The sequence below is a fragment of the Wolbachia endosymbiont (group A) of Icerya purchasi genome (assembly GCF_947251635.1).
Classification (GTDB): Bacteria; Pseudomonadota; Alphaproteobacteria; order Rickettsiales; family Anaplasmataceae; genus Wolbachia; species Wolbachia pipientis.
This window is the reverse complement of the sequence record NZ_OX366357.1, coordinates 361,455-379,878: the sequence shown is the minus strand read 5'-3', so window position 1 is coordinate 379,878 and position 18,424 is coordinate 361,455. Positions and strand designations below refer to the sequence as shown.

Sequence of the window (18,424 nt, the reverse complement as noted above, 5' to 3'; positions counted from 1 at the left end):
CTTTGATGTTATAAAAAATTTTTATGTTTGCAATATCTTTTATAACTGGTAAACTACAGTAAAGTTTTCTACTGCCCTAGCTGGCTAGCGTTACGTGCTAAACAATTAACAATTCAAAAATGCTAGACGAAACAACAAAAAATTTGCTTATTGTAGAAGTAAATAAACTCTTACCCGAAAATAGCGAGAATAAGCTTATATCAGCTATGCGTTATATACTCCTTGCTCCTGCAAAACATATACGCTCCTTTTTAGTCGTAGCTTCATCGCGAGTGTTTAACGCGGAAGCTAAAAAAGTAATATCAGTTGCTGCAGCAATTGAATTTGTTCATGCTTACTCTCTAATTCACGATGATTTACCGTGCATGGACAACAGTGATACTCGCAGAAGCCAGCTAAGCTGCCATAAAAAATTTGATGAAGCAACAGCAGTGCTTGCCGGAGATGCACTACTTACTCTGGCTTTTGAGGTATTATCTTCGTTAAATGAGAAACGCTGTGAGATCATAAAAGTTCTTTCTCAGGCAATAGGAATTAGGGGAATGGTGGGAGGACAGGCTTTGGATATTAACAGTGAGCATATAGATTTTAGCCCCCAACCCTCTGTCATTCAAGTAGCGGACACTGGGATCCAGAAGGCTTTGCCTACAAGCATTTCGTGCAAAAAGCCATGCGATGGTGGAGCTGAACATGAAATGGATTCCAGTGTCAGCTACTTGCATGACACCCTTTCTACCTTAAAACTACAACATTCGTACGGCTGTATGTATGACGCTGGAATGACGTCGGGCCAAGCTGATAAAATAAAAGAAATTCATTTGATGAAAACCGCAAAACTATTTGCAGCTTCATGTGAAATAGGTGCTATAATAGGGGGTGCTACAGACAAGCAACGTAAAGCGTTATATAACTATGGAATAAATCTAGGGCTTATCTTTCAAGCTAAGGATGATATTGAAGACTACGAACAAGATAAAACAAATAACCTAATGTCTGTGCTTGGTAAAAGTGAAGCAGAGGACTATATAGACGGCCTCTTTAAACAAGGCTTGGATAATTTGAGTGCGCTTTCAGGGGATACTAATTATTTATATGATTTATTGAATCAAGTAAAGAAAGATGGTTAGAAAAATTATATTACAAATGCTTATTTCCGTAGTAACGATTCTCACTTTAACTTCTACTTTTGTGTTTACTATTGTCTATATAAACAAAGGTAAACCGGAAAAAAAGGACAAGCTTTATGAGATAAATGCCACGCATGGTGGTTTGATACAGACGATAGCATATTACCTAGTGAAGCCAATACTTGAATCAGCACTTGACCGCTATATTGAAAAGCATGGGCTGACAGAATATTTAGAAGAAATGACGCAGCAAAAAGAAGAAGATTCAATAAATTTTTATGAAATTACTGAAGGCAGTGGCAGCAAGGCTTTTTGTGGCCTGGAAGTCCTATTGCAAATATATAAAATTTCTAATAATAACTTAGCAACACTCCCTAGCAAAGTTTCTGATGTTACTTTGAAAATAGGTCAAGATAACCTAAAAGAAGTGAGTTTAGGGGTAATAGGTATGAAAGAAGGCGGAGAGCGTGTAGTTACTATTGCCAATGATAACAAAATGAATTTTAATTCTTATTACGTCAAACTGATTGAAGTAAAGGATAAATATCCCGACTCAGTAAATAATCTGATGGTTTTTAATGACTTAATTAACAAGACTGGAAAACAAGTAAGGTGCGGTGATGAGATATCGGTTAAATATAGCGTAAAGGAGCATAATGGAGAATATATAGCCAAAGATCAAACAGTGCAATTTAGGGTTGGCGATAAAAAAATACCACTTGCTATAGAGCTTGGAGTTGTGGGAATGAGAGCTGGTAATAAAAGAACTATTCTTTCTCCGCCTGACCTTTTGACTATTACTGACGATATGTTAATAAAAGACATAGATTATGATGAAGAAAATATCTCAATAATTGACTTAAGCTTAGATGTTAAGCAAGAGGTCGCAGCACACCATTCTACTGTTGAAAAACAGCCTAAAGAATATAGCTGAAATTTTAGGTCTACTGGCTGACCTTCTGAACACTTTCTATACTACTTAAAGTAGGCTTTTCGTTTTTTCTAAAGTATAAACTTAGATAAATCCAACTGCTTCGAAATTGACTCAAGTTTATCTTTCACATACTTGCTGTCTATAATGAATTCTTCGCTATTTTTCTCAGAAGCAATGAAACTTATTTCATCTAAAAGCTTCTCCATGACAGTGTGAAGCCTTCTTGCACCTATATTTTCCACTTGCCTATTAACTGTAAACGCTATTTCAGCTATGGTTTTTATACCATCATCAGTGAACTTAAGCGTCACATTTTCTGTTTTCATTAAAGCTATGTACTGCTTTAACAAACTAGATTCTGGTTCCTTTAATATTCTTATTAAATCCTCTTGAGTAAGTGCCTTAAGTTCTACCCTGATCGGTAATCTGCCCTGCAATTCCGGTAAGAGGTCAGATGGTTTAGACTGATGAAAAGCACCAGATGCAATAAATAATATATAGTCTGTTTTTACATGGCCATACTTAGTTGTAACAGTTGTTCCTTCAAGTAATGGTAACAGATCGCGTTGCACTCCTTCTCTGTTTACTTCACCTTTTACTTCTGTACGCGCTGCAATTTTGTCTATTTCATCCAAAAATACTATACCGTCATTACTAACAAGATCAATGGCTTCTTTGATTGTCTTATCTTCATCCATTAGCCTTTCACTTTCTTCATTAATTAATATTTCACGCGCTTCTTTTACCTTCACCGTAATAGTTTTTGTTTTTTTGCTCCCGTTAAACACCTTGCCCATTATTTCTGTTACATTCATCACACCAACTTGCCCACCTGGCATACCTGGTATATCGAAAGTAGGTAACATACTCTTGCTCTCTCTGACGTTAATAGAAACTTCTCCGTCCTCAAACTCTTTATTCCTCAACCTTTCTCTAAAAATTTTTTTACTCTCTTCGGTTGCATCTTCGCCTACCATAGAGTTTACTATTGTTTTCTCAGCTAAAATTAAAGCCTTTTTAGCTAAGGCTTTACGGGCTTTCTCTTTAACTAAAACTATTGCTGCATCAACTAAATCACGTATTATCGAATCAACGTCACGTCCAACGTATCCTATTTCAGTAAACTTCGTTGCCTCAATTTTTATAAACGGTGCACCGGCAAGTTTTGCTAAGCGGCGAGCTATTTCAGTTTTACCAACCCCTGTATGACCGATCATCAATATATTCTTAGGTATGATTTCATCACGCAATGGAAATGTAACCTGATTGCGACGCCAACGATTTCTGAGCGCAATAGCAACAGCACGCTTTGCATCATCCTGTCCGATTATGAATCTGTCCAATTCTTTAACTATCTTCTGTGGTGGCAGGTCATCTAACAAAACTTGAGTACTGTCATTAACTTGAACATCGCTGTCATTTGAATCAAAACCACTCTTAGTATCTTTATAGAGGTCATTTTTTTCATCGTAGGTGTCACTACTACAAGACCGTCCTTCTGAAAGGGTTATAGGCTGATTGGAAAAATTGGTGCATAAAGTTTTTTGCTTGGAAGACATATCACTCCTCTATTTTTTCAATAATCACATTATGATTTGTATAAACACATATATCAGCAGCTATCTTCATAGCCTTTTTCGCAATTTCCTCTATTGATATTCCTTTAATGTCAATTAAAGCTCTTGCTGCAGATAGAGCAAAATTTCCCCCAGAGCCAATAGCTGCGATTCCATCTTCAGGTTCAAGAACATCACCTGTTCCCGTAATTACTAATGAAATAGATTTATCTGCAACAATCATCATAGCCTCTAATTTTCTTAGATATTTATCCATTCTCCAGTCTTTTGCAAGTTCAACACATGCCCTCATTAATTGCCCTGGGTGCTTGTCAAGTTTAGATTCTAATCTTTCAAAAAGAGTAAATGCGTCGGCTGTTGCCCCGGCAAATCCAGCAATTACGGAATCACCAGAAAGACGCCTAACTTTTTTTGCTCCAGATTTTATAACAGTGTGGCCCAGTGAAACCTGTCCATCACCTATTACTACTACGCTTTTATCTTTTCTAATTGACAGTATAGTAGTTCCATACATTTTATTGTTATCGTGTTGAATCATTTTTCTATCACTTTAAATAAGAATCCCATTATACTTTAATCTTTAGTCAAATTTGCTAAATATGTTTAATTATAGCTTATAATATAATACCTTCCTTATAACATTTAAAGTGTAGATGCAAAACATAATTCACCCAGATTTGGAAAAAAGTATAAATAATTGGTTCGAAGCAAAATTTAATGGCCTTACATCGCCATTTTATAGCTCTATAGATCTTAGAAACTCCAGCTACAAAATTGCCCCAGTGGACGCTAATTTATTTCCTGCAGGATTCAATAACTTAAGTGAAGAATCAAGAACAATGGCAGCAAGATTGATAAAAAGCTACTTTAAAAGACACCAATACAAAAAGGTTCTTATAATACCGGAAAATTATACACGCAATAAAATGTATATAGAAAACGTATTTGTTATAGAGAAAGTACTGCAACTCGCAGGTTTTGAAACTAGAATTGGCCTTTTACATAATGAAGTATACAATTTAATAGAACAGTATGAAACTGTTGTGAAAGAAAACTCTCTGCTAAAGACAACTTCAGGATTTGTGCCTGATGTTATTATACTGAACCATGATATGACGAGCCACATTCCAGACACGCTGAAAGACGTAAAGCAAGATATAGTACCAAGCCCACTATACGGTTGGCATAGCAGGCAGAAATTTAAGTATTTTGAAATCTATCAAGAATTAGCATCTGAGTTTTGTGGCGAATTTAAAATAGACCCATGGCTAATTTCTGTGCTTACAGAGAGCTGTGATGGAGTTGATTTTGATGATGATTTGTCACTAGGAGCAGTAGCAACTAAAGTTGACCAAATATTATCTCTAGTGCAAAAAAAATATGAGGAATATGAAATAAAAACACAACCTTACGTTTTTATCAAAGCAAGCAATGGCACATATGGGATGGGCATTATAACAGCAACAAGTGGAGAGGAAATATTAAACCTCAATAAAAAAAAGCGTCATAAAATGAAAAAGATAAAAGAAGGAATAGCAATCAATAGCGTTATTATACAAGAAGGTGTACCAACCATTGACATGTTTAAAAGCAGTTCTGCAGAACCGCTAATATACTATATAGGAGATACTCCAACATGTTACTTATACCGATGTAATAGCAGAAAAGATGTATATTCTAGCTTGAATGCCACTGACTGTGAGTTTCATGATGTTAGCCAGGTTGTGGAAGGTAAAATTCTGTCACTTTGGAGTATTGTTAGCAAATTAGCAGTACTAGCGTTGGCAGTAGAAATAAAATCTTTTCACCTCTAACCCTTACATTCCCACAGCGTTACCATCGGGCAGATCATTACCATCATTACCGTGCTGAATATGGTTATGGCCAGCACTATCAAGTTCAGTGGAAGGATCATCATTGACAGGTTGTTGAAACAATTTGTCAAGCTGAACTGCCAGAAATACTGCACTATATATTATGCTAACTGTTACGCTTAAGTTGAAATTATAGATTATACCATTACCTAAGTTTATTGGTATGGTTGCAGTCTCCATTCTTTTTAATATGAAGTTTAACAAACCTAATGACAAAGTTAATGTGCTGATAATAAGGTCCTTTTTACACTTAGCAGACTTTTTAGGATCCTTATTATCTAGGTATTTTCTCCATGAATAATAGTAGCTTATAGGTTCCGAAATAAACAGAAATAGGATCGTTGATGTTAAGTGAATGTGACTTATTACGTCTGCATTACTCCTAGTAAAAAAATGGATGACTTTCAACATCATCAATGCTTCTATGATACTGCTTGCAAGATTAGCCGATTTACCCACAATTTTTGCCAGCTCTTTTTTACTCTCAGGGTTTCTGTAATCCTTAATTAGATCCTGTAGAGTAAATGCAGAATGGGCAATGTATAGAATAGATGTCGGAAACTTTACTAGTCGAGCAACATTCCGTATAAGAAAGATATTGGATCTATTATTGTCAATAAACTCGCAGCAAAATTGCAGTGAAATCTTACACAATAGGGCTGTTAAACCTGTTGTGATGCAGATTACCTTCCTGAAATCATGATCATAAATATCATGCACCTTTTGTGCAAGTATGTTAGATTTCTTTTTTAGCTTGTTTGGCATGAAATAGTTAATAACTTTCTGTTATTCTATCACATAAAATCCTAAAAGAAAAGCCCTATAAATCAGGGCTTTAAGGGAGATTTATGCATAAATCAGCCAAGCATTTAATAAACAAAGAATCGGCACTGAGAGTTGGCACGCGAAAGTAATATCCATCCTTGATAATTGCTTTATATTCTATATCAAGTTCAACTAGAGTTTCTGAATGCTCAGAAACAAAAGATATAGGTGATAAAACTACAGGTACATCACCAATTTTTGCGCGTAATAGCTCACTTTCAGTGCTTGGCTCTAGCCATTTTACAGGACCAATCTTACTCTGATAACATATTGACCAATCTAAGTTATTGATAGCTAACTTTTCTACTATTAGCCTTGCTGTTTCTCCCACTTGTGAAGCGTAAGGGTCGCCCTTTTTAATGATACTAAGAGGTAAGCTATGGGCTGAAAATAGGACTCTTGGTTTACCGATTTTGCTAGCCAATTTATAGTACTTAGCTATCAGATTAGCGTGAGCTTCAATAAAATCTTGGTTATCATAATAACGGTGAATCATTTTTGTATTGCATTTTAGGCCATACCGTTTAGCATTTTTTTGCCAATTCTCGATGGATGACAGAGTTGTGGTAGTTGAATATTGTGGATACAGTGGCAACAGAATTACTTCGTCAGGATCAAATTGTTTTACACTTTTAACAACTTCGTCGGCAAAAGGGTGCCAGTAGCGCATGCAGATGAATACCTTGTATACATGGTTTCTATCTTCATTTAATTTTAGTTCTAAAGCATTAACTTGTGCTTTCGTATTATCCAAAATCGGCGATTTGCCTCCGATTTGCTCATATATTTCTCGTGCAGTATTTTCTCGTTTTGCAGATATAAACTTTGCTAAAAGAAACCGAAAGGGATTCAGTAGATTGATTATTCTCCTGTCATAAAAAAGATTGAATAAAAAAGGACGAACCGCATTCAATGAATTAGGTCCGCCAAGGTTAAATAAGATAACTGCCTTTTTCACCTACGCACTACTACAACAAGTTACTTTTGGGGTGCCTATACGTTCAGCTACAGGTTCATCAAGTATAGATATAGGCACTAAATTTCTCACACTAGCATACAATAAATGACCTGATCTCTGCAGGTTACTCTTGGTAGATGTGAAGCTCCAATCGAAAAATGTATCGACAAAAAGACTTGGTACCGTTTCAAGAAGTTCAACGGCAGCTAAAGATAGCATTATACAACTTTGCAGGACCTTCAAAAGAACCTTTAGAGGGAAAAGTAAAACTTTAACGAAAAGAGAGGTGCTACTTGTTTCATCCAGTGTTCGCCCTGAGTTAGGCGAATTATACTCGATGTGTTTTCTATTTTGATCAAAAATAGGGTAGATTATAGTATCCTTCTTAAATTCCTTATTCACTGTTTCTTTTGGGCAACCTGTTTGTTTTTCTAATAATTTTTCACGTAGATTAAAAGTTCTGACAATAAAACATGTAACAATCATCAACGCAGCGCATATTAAGTACGCATTTCATAAGACTTATACCACCTACCATAGCTGGCAGCGCAAAACAAACAAATGGCACTATGACTGTCATTTCAAGAAATGGAATAGTGTTTCTTTTCATTGCAAAGGCAGCGCCTTCTTTTAATTTTGTATTATGATGTGAACTATATTCCAAATAACTTAAAAATGCCAAACTAAAAGTCAAAAACCCTTTTGTCCCGCAAAAAATTGACGATTTCAAGTTATCGACCAATTTTTTAGCAGTAGATTCAGTTTCAACCGGTTGTTTAGTAGTAGATTCAGGTTTTTCATTAGTTTTTTTACAACAAGTATGCATACAATACTCCCTTGATGATTTGTTCTTAACTATAAATAAAAAACTACTTTTATCAAATCAAAATTTACAATAAAATAAATCTATAAATATACTATTTTATATAAGGAAACAATATGGCAATTGAGAAGACACTTTCGATATTAAAACCTGATGCAGTAAAAAATAATATTACAGGCAAGATAAATTCATACATTGAAAGCTCTGGGCTCAAAATTATAGCACAAAAAATGATGTTACTGACAAAAAAACAAGCAGAGCTGTTTTATGAAATTCATAAAGATAGGCCTTTTTTTGGGGAATTAGTAGAGTTTATGACCTCTGGTTCTGTGGTAGTTCAAGTTTTAGTTGGTGAAAATGCAGTAAGTAAATACAGACAAATCATGGGAGCTACCAATCCAAAGCAGGCAGATAAAGGCACAATCAGGGGTGATTTTGCTGATGATATTAGTGAAAATAGAGTTCACGGCTCAGATAGTCTAGAAAATGCTCGTAAGGAGATAGCTTTCTTTTTTGCTGAATGTGAGTTGGTGTAGTCAACTCAGATTGGCGTCATCCAAGTAGCTGACAACATAGAAACGAAAAAACTTCCTTGACAAACCTCGCCAGCCCCCTTATCATGAAACTGAAGCTATTTATTTATCTTCGCAATCTCTGCAGTGGATTAATGACAAGAAACTTAATGTATTTGGCGTAAATCATGCTTAATTTTTTGCACTATGTGCACCTCATGTCTTTATAAAACTTTTAGGTTTCTACCTATACAAGCCGAAACGCGCTTATAAAGGGTTTAAGACAGTAAAAGACGTCAAATAGACAAGGGAGAATTTGAATGCTAGCTACTACGGGGTTTCTTTGCCTTTTTTCCTGCTTAGTAAATTTCTTAAACACTTGCGGTGTAGGTTAGTTGCAAGTTAAAAGCAGCTAAATCGCTCTTAATCAAGCGTTTTAGAATAAAAAAAACGCCGATATTTTAGTACATAGTAAATAGCCAACCACCACGGGGCTTCTTTTGCCTTTTTTTATTTGGTAAATTTCTTAATATTTATAGCTAAAGTAATTTAAAAGTCCGTGAAGGGTGTCATGCCAGTGCTTGACACTGGCATCCAGTTTTCCATATAATCTCATCAAAAATGTTTATTTTCTAGCTACTTTTATACTTATCAACCTAGTATGCTTACTTACAATTAAAATTTCTGGATCCCAGTGTCTGGGCACTGGGATGACAGCTAGCCTGACAACCGTCATCCCGCTACTTGTTAGCGGCCGAGATACCGCGAATGAATCGCGGTATGACGGTTCGCGGCAGTATGACGTAGAGCTCACGTTAGCTATACTTTTATGCTTACAAACTTAATAAAATTCCTGGATCCCAGTGTCTGGGCACTGGGATGACAAAGGAGAGCTACTCGGATGATACCTTTTTCTACTTAGTTTGGGTTATGCAAGAAGTCTATTATAATCAGGCTTTAAGTGTGCGGAAGTAATTTTTTGCGTTAGAGTAAAAAATTTTTTCTATAGCTAATCAAAGTGGATCAAGAGAAATTTACCACTTTCTTTACAAAGGGTTTGATGTTACCATTTGACTGCCTATTCTGAATTTATTGAATGAACGTTAACATAAAGAATCTAGTTCATGCTTTCTCTAAATTGCCAAGTTTAGGGCCATCATCATCACGCAGGTTAGTTATACATTTACTCCAAAACAAAGAAAAAGTTATGCTACCACTTGCATCTTTGATTGAAGAGCTAGCAGATCTTATAATAGAGTGTGAAGTTTGCGGAAATCTAGATACTAAATCACCTTGTTCTATTTGTACTAACCCAAAACGTGACACTAAGTTACTGTGTGTAGTAGAAGAATTGGGTGATTTATGGGCGTTTGAAAAAGGAAATATATATTCAGGTTTATACCATGTTTTGGGGGGCAGATTGTCTGCGATAAATGGCATAGGTCCAAAAGAACTCAACCTTGATACTATTCTAAAAAGAGTGACAGAGTCTAAAATTGAAGAGATAATTATCGCAATTAATCCGACATTAGAGGGTCAAGTTACTGCACAATATATAATTGAATTGCTAAAAAATTTGGATGTGAAAATATCACGTCTTGCTTGCGGCATACCAATGGGCGGAGAAATTGACTATCTTGATGAAGAAACGCTGAGGATAGCACTTACTTCAAGACAAGAATATGAGTTAAATATAAAATAAGACATGTGCTTAAAAAAACTTATATCGCTAATAACATTCAAAAAGAAAGGAATAGCGCCACCACTTAAAGTGGTGGCTTGGAAAAATGACCGCCTAAACTATAAGCAATTTACGAATAAGTTCAGCACTATAGTAAAAACGATTGATCAGTCTTTTACAATAATATCTTTGGAAGGATATAGTGGATGGGGCAAGACGTTTTTTTTGAAAGAATGGGTAAAAGAGTTAAAACAGCAAAATGAAATTGCAGCTTATTATAGCGCATGGGATATCAATGCATTGGACCAACCACTTCCTTCTTTTTTAAATTTTCTATTTGAAGATTTATTTGCACCGTATGAAGTAAAAAGAAGCGTTATACAACAGTTCAAGAACATAAACCAAGAGCTATTTTCTCTAAACACACTAGGAAAGCTGATCAGTAAATCTCCACTTGCTATGCTTTCAGTATTTCTTGATGCTGCAAAAGAGGCTGATAAAAAAGACATAGGTTTTGTCTTGAGTGAATTAAGTCTTCTCCAAAGAAGAAAAGAGAGTACTAGAGATTTTAAAACACAGTTAGCGGATGTGGTTAATAAAATCAGAAAAGACAAAAACATTTATATAATGGTGGATAATCTTGATGTGTGCCGTCCTAAATTCGTTGTCGATTTTTTGGAATCTATAAAGTATATGCTTGATGTGGAGGGGCTGGTTTTCATTATTCCTGTAAGTAAAGATAAGAGTAATGTACAAAGAGCAATCAGCACAATACTTGGACCAAATTTTGACCTAAAATCTTTTACTGATCTCTCTTTACATTTGCCAAAACAACCGATAGAAAAATTTACAAAAGAACTATTTGAAAATATTAAATTACCGAAAAACGCGAATTCTGGATTAAAGGAGAATAGAAAAGGCAGAAAACAGGGTAAACTCAGCAATTATAAAAAAATAGATGAGGTTACCCATGGAAGATATAACAAAACTGTTTTGTTTGGTCGATGATTTTTGCAGAGATATAGAGAAAAATTTTGCAGGCAAACTACTGCCAAATGGTAAAAAACCCACAAGAACAACGGAAATTGAGCACTCTGAAATCATGACAATAATCCTGCTATATCAACAATCTCCGTGTAAAAATTTCAAAACTTTCTATCTACATTACCTAACGTTGCTCTACAAATCAGAGTTTCCAAAGTTGCCTTCATATACCAGGTTTGTTGCTCTAAAGCCTAGGGTTTTGTGGCATTTAGCAATGTTGTTGCATTGGCTTTGTGGACAGTCAGAAAACACTGGAATTTCATATATAGACACAACTCCCATTGCAGTTTGTCATGCAAAAAGAATATCCAAAAACAAAGTTTTTGCTGGAATTGCAAAATTAAGCAAGAGTACTTACGGCTGGTTTTTTGGTTTCAAATTACATATGGTAATCAATGAAAATGGTGAAATTCATGCACTTACGCTAACAAAAGGCAATGTTGATGATAGGATACCTGTGCCAAATTTGACGGAAAAATTAACCGACCTTTTGTTTGGTGACAAAGGTTATATTGCAAAAGAGCTTTTTCAGAAGCTGTTTGACCGAGGTTTGAAACTTGTTACCAAGGTGAAAAAAGGTATGAAAAATACATTAATTTCGCTAAATGAGAAGATTTTACTGAGAAAAAGGTCTATCATTGAGACTGTTTTTGGTTACCTAAAAAATAGACTAGAAATTGAACACACTCGCCATAGATCCCCTGTTGATTTCTTGGTTCATATCTTTTCTACTCTCATCTCCTATTCCATCAAATCCAAAAAGCCTTCTATTTCCTATACTTCCTTCCTTAATCCAGAATTCGCGTGAAAAAATCAAAAAGTTTAATTATAGATAGTTTTATATTTTATGCAGAAAGTCTATTGCTATCGCTGAAAACAATAGAATACTGCGTAAAAAAAATAAAACTATGTCTTCTGAATTATATAAAGGAAGAATTACCTGATCCGAATTTGTTTTCATTTTTGGTAATACTGCAATCGATAAATATTGATATATATGAGGAATTAGGTTTTTCATATCAAACAGCATTGGAAAAAATTGAAAGTGAATATAAATCTTTAGTTCTAAATGGTCAAGAAGAATGGGAAAAACTTAAAACCTCTCTAGAAACTGCTTTTGCAGAGAGGGAGTCAAAAATTAACAAAGCTATAAAGGATATACTATTTTGAAAAGATACCCTACCTTCACATATACAAAGATAGGGTAACATTTGATTAACGCCCTTTTACTATGTCATTACCTTGTTCAAACTTTCTGATTAATTCGCTTACATTGACATTAGATAATTTTTTACCTGCAGATTTGTCATTATGTGAAGCATCAGGTTTACGAAGGTCTTCCTTACTGTTACTCCTAGTAATATTACATCTGACAATGTTTGAATTATTAGACTTATCGCTTACATCTGAAATATTGCTTTTTTCACTACCATGAAGACGAATTACTCGACATATCGCCTAAGCTAAAGAGCTTTTTACCTTTATAACGCGAATTCTGGATTAAGGAAGGAAGTATAGGAAATAGAAGGCTTTTTGGATTTGATGGAATAGGAGATGAGAGTAGAAAAGATATGAACCAAGAAATCAACAGGGGATCTATGGCGAGTGTGTTCAATTTCTAGTCTATTTTTTAGGTAACCAAAAACAGTCTCAATGATAGACCTTTTTCTCAGTAAAATCTTCTCATTTAGCGAAATTAATGTATTTTTCATACCTTTTTTCACCTTGGTAACAAGTTTCAAACCTCGGTCAAACAGCTTCTGAAAAAGCTCTTTTGCAATATAACCTTTGTCACCAAACAAAAGGTCGGTTAATTTTTCCGTCAAATTTGGCACAGGTATCCTATCATCAACATTGCCTTTTGTTAGCGTAAGTGCATGAATTTCACCATTTTCATTGATTACCATATGTAATTTGAAACCAAAAAACCAGCCGTAAGTACTCTTGCTTAATTTTGCAATTCCAGCAAAAACTTTGTTTTTGGATATTCTTTTTGCATGACAAACTGCAATGGGAGTTGTGTCTATATATGAAATTCCAGTGTTTTCTGACTGTCCACAAAGCCAATGCAACAACATTGCTAAATGCCACAAAACCCTAGGCTTTAGAGCAACAAACCTGGTATATGAAGGCAACTTTGGAAACTCTGATTTGTAGAGCAACGTTAGGTAATGTAGATAGAAAGTTTTGAAATTTTTACACGGAGATTGTTGATATAGCAGGATTATTGTCATGATTTCAGAGTGCTCAATTTCCGTTGTTCTTGTGGGTTTTTTACCATTTGGCAGTAGTTTGCCTGCAAAATTTTTCTCTATATCTCTGCAAAAATCATCGACCAAACAAAACAGTTTTGTTATATCTTCCATGGGTAACCTCATCTATTTTTTTATAATTGCTGAGTTTACCCTGTTTTCTGCCTTTTCTATTCTCCTTTAATCCAGAATTCGCGTTTCTAGTTCTGAGAGCCTGCAATGATGGAGATAGAGAAGCTGTAAAAAATAAAAAAGACGCGTTAATTACAAACTTGCTTGATAGCCAAACTTTCTCTAGAAAAGAGCGTATTCCTAACACCTGCTTTACCGGTATTGTTTATAGGATGTTAAGTACATTAGAAGGTATTCATCCTGTTCAGAGGCAGAAAATGAAGCACGTAAGTTCATGTTAGACAGGTTAAAAAACAAGAAAAACAGTAAAGAAATTCTTAAGGCTTGGCATACAGTTCAAAATAACCATAAAGATAATGAAAGTCAGAAGATAGTTGATGATTTTATTTCAGAAGTAAGTATTCCTTTAATGAGAAAATTACTGAGTTTTACTTCTCAATATAGTGAACAAATTGTGCTGACGTTAATGAAAAATATTAGCTCTATAAAGTTAAATAAATTACAATGTTGTGAGCTGGTTCAGCACATGAGAAATAAACTGCAGGAGCATGATTTAGATGACCAAGAAAGTTTACTCGAAAACATCGGAAAAAAAAGTATTCTTAGAGCTATTAAATCGAGATCTACTCGAGACAGATTTTTCTCTCAAGGATTCATCTCTGGATGAAGCTGAGGAGATAGCTGATAAAATAATAGAGAAGGAAGTGAAGGAATTTGAGTTGAAAACTGAAAAAACTATTGAGAATCAAATAAATGGAAAAATAGATATATTGCTTGCTTTAAGACAAGAAAAAATAGAAGTATATTATAGGGTTCTTAGAGAAAGCGGATATCATGACTTGAACGCTGCAAGAAAGGAACAAATAGATAGCGTTTTAAACAGTAAACTACAAATCACAGCAGAAGAAGCTCCAAAAGAACTATTGAAGTTAAGGGTAAAAAGGGTATATGAGTCAAGTAAAGGTAATGTTACTCAGCTTTATGAAAAAATAATAGAAACAAAAAAGGAATTCATTGAAGACGGACTTTTAACACCTCAAGAAGTAGAGAATATAACAAAAGCAAAAATCATAGACTTAAACGAAAGGGACAAAATCATACCGTCAAGCAATTTGTCTCGTAGTTTAAGTGTCAATAATTTGGCAGCACATTATCTATAAAATTTATACTCTTTACCTTGCAGAAGATTCACAATATTTCTGTGGTGTTTTAGGAAAACTAGTGCTCCTATAACTAGTAATGTTAAGAACAAATTCCTCTGAAAAAAAAAGGACCATGCTACAGCCGTTGAAGTAGCACTGAGTGAAGCAAGGGAAGAGTATCTAAAGGCAAGAAAGACTATTATCCAAATTATTACGAATACTAAAGTAATATCAATGTTAAATGCTATCAGTATCCCTAGAGTGGTTGCAACGCCCTTTCCTCCACTGAATTTTAGCCAAATAGGAAACATATGTCCTAAAACTGCTAAAATTGCAGATGCATATATATAAAAATCGTTATTATCACAAAATTGTTGTGCTATATAAACTGCAATGAATCCTTTCAAGGAATCCAGAAGTAATGCCAAAGCAGCAAGAAATTTATTTCCCGTCCTTGCAACGTTTGTAGCACCAATGTTTCCTGAACCTACTTCTCTTAAGTTTATCCCTTTTATTCTTGTAATAATTAAGCTAAACGGTATTGAACCGAGTATGTAGGATAGTGTAAGGACTATAACTAACACAGGTAAAATTTACTGATTAATAATCGCAAAATTTCGTCATCCCGCTGCTTGTTAGCGGGATCTATGCTGAGATACCGCGAATAAATCGCGGTATAACGTAGGGAAATCTTACTTATTATAGCTATACCTCTCCGCATATGCCAAGATTTAATTAATTTTATTATTCCTCAGCCTTTTTAGGTAGCACTGAACTTCATCGTTAATCTGATTGCTAAACAGTATAAGCGCTGTCATGTTGATCAAAGCTAAACAAGAGAATAAAGTTCCGCCAATATTAGCAATAGCCATTATGTCTTTAGAAAGGCCAGAGAAAAACGCCACAATTATTACCGCTATGCGATATATCACTATACTTTTTGCACCAAACAAATATAACCACCCCATTTCACAACAATATACAAATGAAATTACCGAAGAAAATGCAAACAAAGGTGCAGCTATGGTTAAAAGTATAGGAAACCATGGAGAAACTGTCTCAAATGCCTTTTGAGTAATTAATATCCCTTCACCAACACTAGCCTGGTATGCACCTGTTATTACTATTGTTATTCCTGTTAAACAGCAAATTAACATTGTGTCAAAGCATGGTTCTATCATAGCAACAAGCCCAGTTCTTACTGGTTCTTCATCTTTAGTTGCTGCATGAGTAATTGAGGCAGAACCAACACCTGCTTCACTGGCAAAGATTGCTCTTTGGATTCCGGTAACAAATGCACCTACTATCCCTCCACCAACAGCATTGAAATCTATCATAGTGGAAAATAATATTTTCAACGTATAACCAATGTTATGAATATTAAATGCAATAATAATAATACAACTAAAGATATATATAAGTGACATAATAGGTACTAATGCAGAAGATATCCTAGCTATCCTTTTAATTCCGCCAATAATTACCAGAGCAAGCAGCGCAGATATTATGGAAGAAAGAAACCAAGGGTGACCATCTACCCAACTTGAATAGCCAGATAATATTGAGACCATTTGGTTGGTTTGAAACGCTACACTTCCACCAAGACCTGATAATATAAAAAATACTGCATACATAGCAGCCAGAACAATACCAAGTCTTTTAAATCCAAATTCCTCCAGACCATTCCTTATATACTGAAAGGGACCACTAAACAACTGCTCCTGATCTTCTGTTCTATGTCTAAATGCTAAAGTCACTTCGGCAAATTTTGCTGACATACCAAAAAAACCTGTGATCATCATCCAAGGCACCGCTCCTGGCCCTCCCATTGAAACTGCAATTGCAACACCAGCAACAGTTCCAAGGCCTACTGTGCTTGAAAGTGCAGTTATAAATGCCTGGAAATGCGTAATGTGACCATCGTGATGATCTGTGTCATATTTTCCACATAAAATAGCGAACGCGTGCTTAAACATTCTTATGTTGAGAAATTTAAAACGCAATGTTAGGAACACATACCCAAAAGCTAGTAGAAAAATTATAAATGGCACGTAAAAGATCTTGAAAAACAGCACTTCATTCATGAAGTTATTTACTTCACTCGACACAGCATCATAACTTTCGTAAAAACCTGAAGCAGCGTACACATCATTAAACAATAGGCAAAATAACACCATATAAAGTAATCTATAAATCATGTTAATACCCTTTAGGATTGTAATAAGAATCTATTGTATTCAAAACTTCCCTTCTCAGTAGATATATTGCAACAGCATTTGGAATCATAAGGCACATGAACAAACTGTCACCTAGGTAAGATATAAATTCTATATTTTTTGACATACAACCAATATACACTGAAATCACTATAAGAATTTGAAACAGTATCAGTATTTTTTTATTACCAAATAAGTACAGCAAAGCAACTTCACAGTAGTAACAATAAGCTATTATTGTGGAAAATGCAAAGGAAAACATCATTAGCGGAAAAACTAACTTGCTAAACAAGGGCAAAGCTGTTGAAAATACCGAACTAATTAGTATAATATCACCCACGTTATCAGTGCTGTGCATACCAGTGATAATTATCACGATACCGGTCAAAAATGAGATTAATATTGTGTATATAAGTGGTGCAATCATTGCAATGCACCCAACTTTAATTGGATCTTCCTCTTTTACAGCTGAATGTGCTATAGCTGCTGTTCCGGTACCTGCTTCGTTAGCAAACACTGATCTTCTCACTCCGGCTATTAATCCGCTCAATACTCCGCCTCCTATAGCTGATTTATTAAAGATATCTTGAAATATTATGGATAAAGCATTCAGCAAGTTACTTCCGTTTATATAAATTAAATATATACACATACCCACGTATAGCACTATCATAATTGGTGCTAAGCTCGTTGAAACGAAAGCAATGCGCTTTATTCCTCCCAATATTACAATGAAGACAAGCAGGGATATAATGATGGATGCGTTGTATTCGAAGAGGTTATTTGATAGCGCTGCTATTTGATTTGCTTGAAATGGTATACCGCCCAAAATCATTGCAATAAGTAGCATAATCGCATAAGTGAAGGCAAGAAATCTACCAGTTTTTGCAAATCCAATCTTTGCAAGCCCGTATTCCATGTAATAAAAAGCACCACCAGTTGTATTTTCAGAGCGATAAGTGAATGCAAGCACCACCTCGGCAAACTTTATCGACATAACAAGTATTCCGGTAATTACCATCCAAAAAACTGCACTTGGGCCCCTATTGTGATAGCTATTGCAACTCCTGATATTGTTCCAAGACCAACTGTTCCTGAAATTACTGTTGCAAACGCTTGAATATGAGTGATTATGCCATTGTTATTACACTTTAGATTAAATAGCGTCTGTATTCCATATTTAAGTAACCTAAAGTTAATGAATTTGAACTGGTCAGTACAAAAGATTCCAGTTGCAATTACCCAAATAATTATAAATGGAATGTTGAATATCTTTATATACAGAAATGAATTTAATAGTTCACTTATCTTCAAAATCATGCGGTTT

At 34.9% G+C, this 18,424-nt stretch carries 14 protein-coding genes and 5 pseudogenes; 9 read left to right on the top strand and 10 right to left on the bottom strand.

What is annotated here, in order from left to right; translation table 11 throughout:
• The first annotated feature begins 119 nt into the window (after positions 1-119).
• Together OPR17_RS07535 and OPR17_RS01965 are read left to right on the top strand one after the other, a co-directional pair.
• Positions 120-1,127, top strand: coding sequence for a polyprenyl synthetase family protein (locus tag OPR17_RS07535; RefSeq protein ID WP_265021914.1), 1,008 nt, complete (start codon positions 120-122; stop codon positions 1,125-1,127).
• Complete coding sequence (locus OPR17_RS01965; protein ID WP_265021913.1) at positions 1,120-2,061, top strand: FKBP-type peptidyl-prolyl cis-trans isomerase; 942 nt, start codon at positions 1,120-1,122, stop codon at positions 2,059-2,061. Before OPR17_RS07535 ends, OPR17_RS01965 begins: the two co-directional genes overlap by 8 nt.
• A 68-nt stretch (positions 2,062-2,129) precedes the next feature.
• Here the strand turns inward: OPR17_RS01965 and hslU are convergent, their stop codons facing one another.
• Both hslU and hslV read right to left on the bottom strand, forming a co-directional pair.
• Entirely contained in the window at positions 2,130-3,620 is a 1,491-nt protein-coding gene (gene hslU / locus OPR17_RS01960) for an ATP-dependent protease ATPase subunit HslU (protein ID WP_265021912.1), read from the bottom strand.
• Position 3,621: 1 nt separating this feature from the next.
• Positions 3,622-4,176 carry an ATP-dependent protease subunit HslV gene (gene hslV, locus OPR17_RS01955; RefSeq protein WP_077188416.1) on the bottom strand — a complete coding sequence of 185 codons (555 nt, stop codon included), beginning with the start codon at positions 4,174-4,176 and terminating at the stop codon, positions 3,622-3,624.
• Positions 4,177-4,291: 115 nt separating this feature from the next.
• On the opposite strand from hslV, the gene gshA reads away from it, so the two are divergent.
• The gene (gene gshA, locus OPR17_RS01950; RefSeq protein WP_265021911.1) at positions 4,292-5,452 is read left to right on the top strand and encodes a glutamate--cysteine ligase; all 1,161 of its coding nucleotides are present in this window, start codon (positions 4,292-4,294) and stop codon (positions 5,450-5,452) included.
• A 3-nt stretch (positions 5,453-5,455) separates the two neighbouring features.
• Here the strand turns inward: gshA and OPR17_RS01945 are convergent, their stop codons facing one another.
• The 3 genes and pseudogenes from OPR17_RS01945 to OPR17_RS07300 form a co-directional block, all read right to left on the bottom strand.
• Positions 5,456-6,277, bottom strand: a complete 822-nt coding sequence (locus tag OPR17_RS01945; RefSeq protein WP_265021910.1) for a hypothetical protein — start codon at positions 6,275-6,277, stop codon at positions 5,456-5,458.
• Between the two features lie 70 nt (positions 6,278-6,347).
• Positions 6,348-7,295 carry a ferrochelatase gene (hemH, locus tag OPR17_RS01940; RefSeq protein WP_265021909.1) on the bottom strand — a complete coding sequence of 316 codons (948 nt, stop codon included), beginning with the start codon at positions 7,293-7,295 and terminating at the stop codon, positions 6,348-6,350.
• Positions 7,296-8,121 (bottom strand): annotated as a pseudogene (locus OPR17_RS07300) (hypothetical protein).
• 113 nt (positions 8,122-8,234) lie between these two features.
• Here OPR17_RS07300 and ndk point away from each other — a divergent pair.
• From ndk to OPR17_RS01900, 5 genes and pseudogenes are all read left to right on the top strand, one after another.
• Complete coding sequence (gene ndk, locus OPR17_RS01925; RefSeq protein ID WP_265021906.1) at positions 8,235-8,654, top strand: nucleoside-diphosphate kinase; 420 nt, start codon at positions 8,235-8,237, stop codon at positions 8,652-8,654.
• Positions 8,655-9,726: 1,072 nt separating this feature from the next.
• Positions 9,727-10,332 carry a recombination mediator RecR gene (gene recR / locus OPR17_RS01915; RefSeq protein WP_265021905.1) on the top strand — a complete coding sequence of 202 codons (606 nt, stop codon included), beginning with the start codon at positions 9,727-9,729 and terminating at the stop codon, positions 10,330-10,332.
• Positions 10,333-10,335: 3 nt separating this feature from the next.
• A pseudogene (locus tag OPR17_RS01910) lies at positions 10,336-11,208 on the top strand (P-loop NTPase fold protein); the annotation flags it as partial.
• A gap of 73 nt (positions 11,209-11,281) precedes the next feature.
• Positions 11,282-12,163 carry an IS982 family transposase gene (locus OPR17_RS01905; protein WP_265021903.1) on the top strand — a complete coding sequence of 294 codons (882 nt, stop codon included), beginning with the start codon at positions 11,282-11,284 and terminating at the stop codon, positions 12,161-12,163.
• Positions 12,163-12,525: pseudogene (locus OPR17_RS01900) on the top strand (KAP family P-loop NTPase fold protein); the annotation flags it as partial. The gene OPR17_RS01905 and the pseudogene OPR17_RS01900, both read left to right, overlap by 1 nt.
• A gap of 311 nt (positions 12,526-12,836) precedes the next feature.
• On the opposite strand, the gene OPR17_RS01895 reads toward OPR17_RS01900, so the two are convergent.
• Together OPR17_RS01895 and OPR17_RS01890 are read right to left on the bottom strand one after the other, a co-directional pair.
• Positions 12,837-13,721, bottom strand: coding sequence for an IS982 family transposase (locus tag OPR17_RS01895; protein ID WP_265021901.1), 885 nt, complete (start codon positions 13,719-13,721; stop codon positions 12,837-12,839).
• The gene (locus tag OPR17_RS01890) at positions 13,684-13,827 is read right to left on the bottom strand and encodes a hypothetical protein (RefSeq protein WP_265021900.1); all 144 of its coding nucleotides are present in this window, start codon (positions 13,825-13,827) and stop codon (positions 13,684-13,686) included. The genes OPR17_RS01895 and OPR17_RS01890 overlap by 38 nt, the downstream gene beginning before the upstream one ends.
• Here OPR17_RS01890 and OPR17_RS07585 point away from each other — a divergent pair.
• Positions 13,796-14,899: pseudogene (locus OPR17_RS07585) on the top strand (hypothetical protein); the annotation flags it as partial. The gene OPR17_RS01890 and the pseudogene OPR17_RS07585 overlap by 32 nt on opposite strands.
• Here OPR17_RS07585 and plsY read toward each other — a convergent pair.
• From plsY to OPR17_RS01865, 3 genes and pseudogenes are all read right to left on the bottom strand, one after another.
• Positions 14,890-15,465 carry a glycerol-3-phosphate 1-O-acyltransferase PlsY gene (gene plsY / locus OPR17_RS01875; RefSeq protein ID WP_265021897.1) on the bottom strand — a complete coding sequence of 192 codons (576 nt, stop codon included), beginning with the start codon at positions 15,463-15,465 and terminating at the stop codon, positions 14,890-14,892. The pseudogene OPR17_RS07585 and the gene plsY sit on opposite strands and share 10 nt — an antisense overlap.
• Positions 15,466-15,612: 147 nt before the next feature.
• Complete coding sequence (locus OPR17_RS01870; RefSeq protein WP_320109867.1) at positions 15,613-17,079, bottom strand: alanine/glycine:cation symporter family protein; 1,467 nt, start codon at positions 17,077-17,079, stop codon at positions 15,613-15,615.
• Between the two features lies 1 nt (position 17,080).
• Positions 17,081-18,417: pseudogene (locus OPR17_RS01865) on the bottom strand (alanine/glycine:cation symporter family protein).
• Positions 18,418-18,424: the final 7 nt, after the last annotated feature.

Excerpts from the sequence above, each read along its gene's own strand:
- hslU (WP_265021912.1), bottom strand. The coding sequence starts at position 3,620 with ATGTCTTCCAAGCAAAAAACTTTATGCACCAATTTTTCCAATCAGCCT.
- recR (WP_265021905.1), top strand. The coding sequence starts at position 9,727 with ATGAACGTTAACATAAAGAATCTAGTTCATGCTTTCTCTAAATTGCCA.
- OPR17_RS07535 (WP_265021914.1), top strand. The coding sequence starts at position 120 with ATGCTAGACGAAACAACAAAAAATTTGCTTATTGTAGAAGTAAATAAA.
- OPR17_RS01945 (WP_265021910.1), bottom strand. The coding sequence starts at position 6,277 with ATGCCAAACAAGCTAAAAAAGAAATCTAACATACTTGCACAAAAGGTG.
- gshA (WP_265021911.1), top strand. The coding sequence starts at position 4,292 with ATGCAAAACATAATTCACCCAGATTTGGAAAAAAGTATAAATAATTGG.
- ndk (WP_265021906.1), top strand. The coding sequence starts at position 8,235 with ATGGCAATTGAGAAGACACTTTCGATATTAAAACCTGATGCAGTAAAA.
- OPR17_RS01965 (WP_265021913.1), top strand. The coding sequence starts at position 1,120 with ATGGTTAGAAAAATTATATTACAAATGCTTATTTCCGTAGTAACGATT.
- hslV (WP_077188416.1), bottom strand. The coding sequence starts at position 4,176 with ATGATTCAACACGATAACAATAAAATGTATGGAACTACTATACTGTCA.
- OPR17_RS01905 (WP_265021903.1), top strand. The coding sequence starts at position 11,282 with ATGGAAGATATAACAAAACTGTTTTGTTTGGTCGATGATTTTTGCAGA.
- OPR17_RS01895 (WP_265021901.1), bottom strand. The coding sequence starts at position 13,721 with ATGGAAGATATAACAAAACTGTTTTGTTTGGTCGATGATTTTTGCAGA.
- OPR17_RS01870 (WP_320109867.1), bottom strand. The coding sequence starts at position 17,079 with ATGATTTATAGATTACTTTATATGGTGTTATTTTGCCTATTGTTTAAT.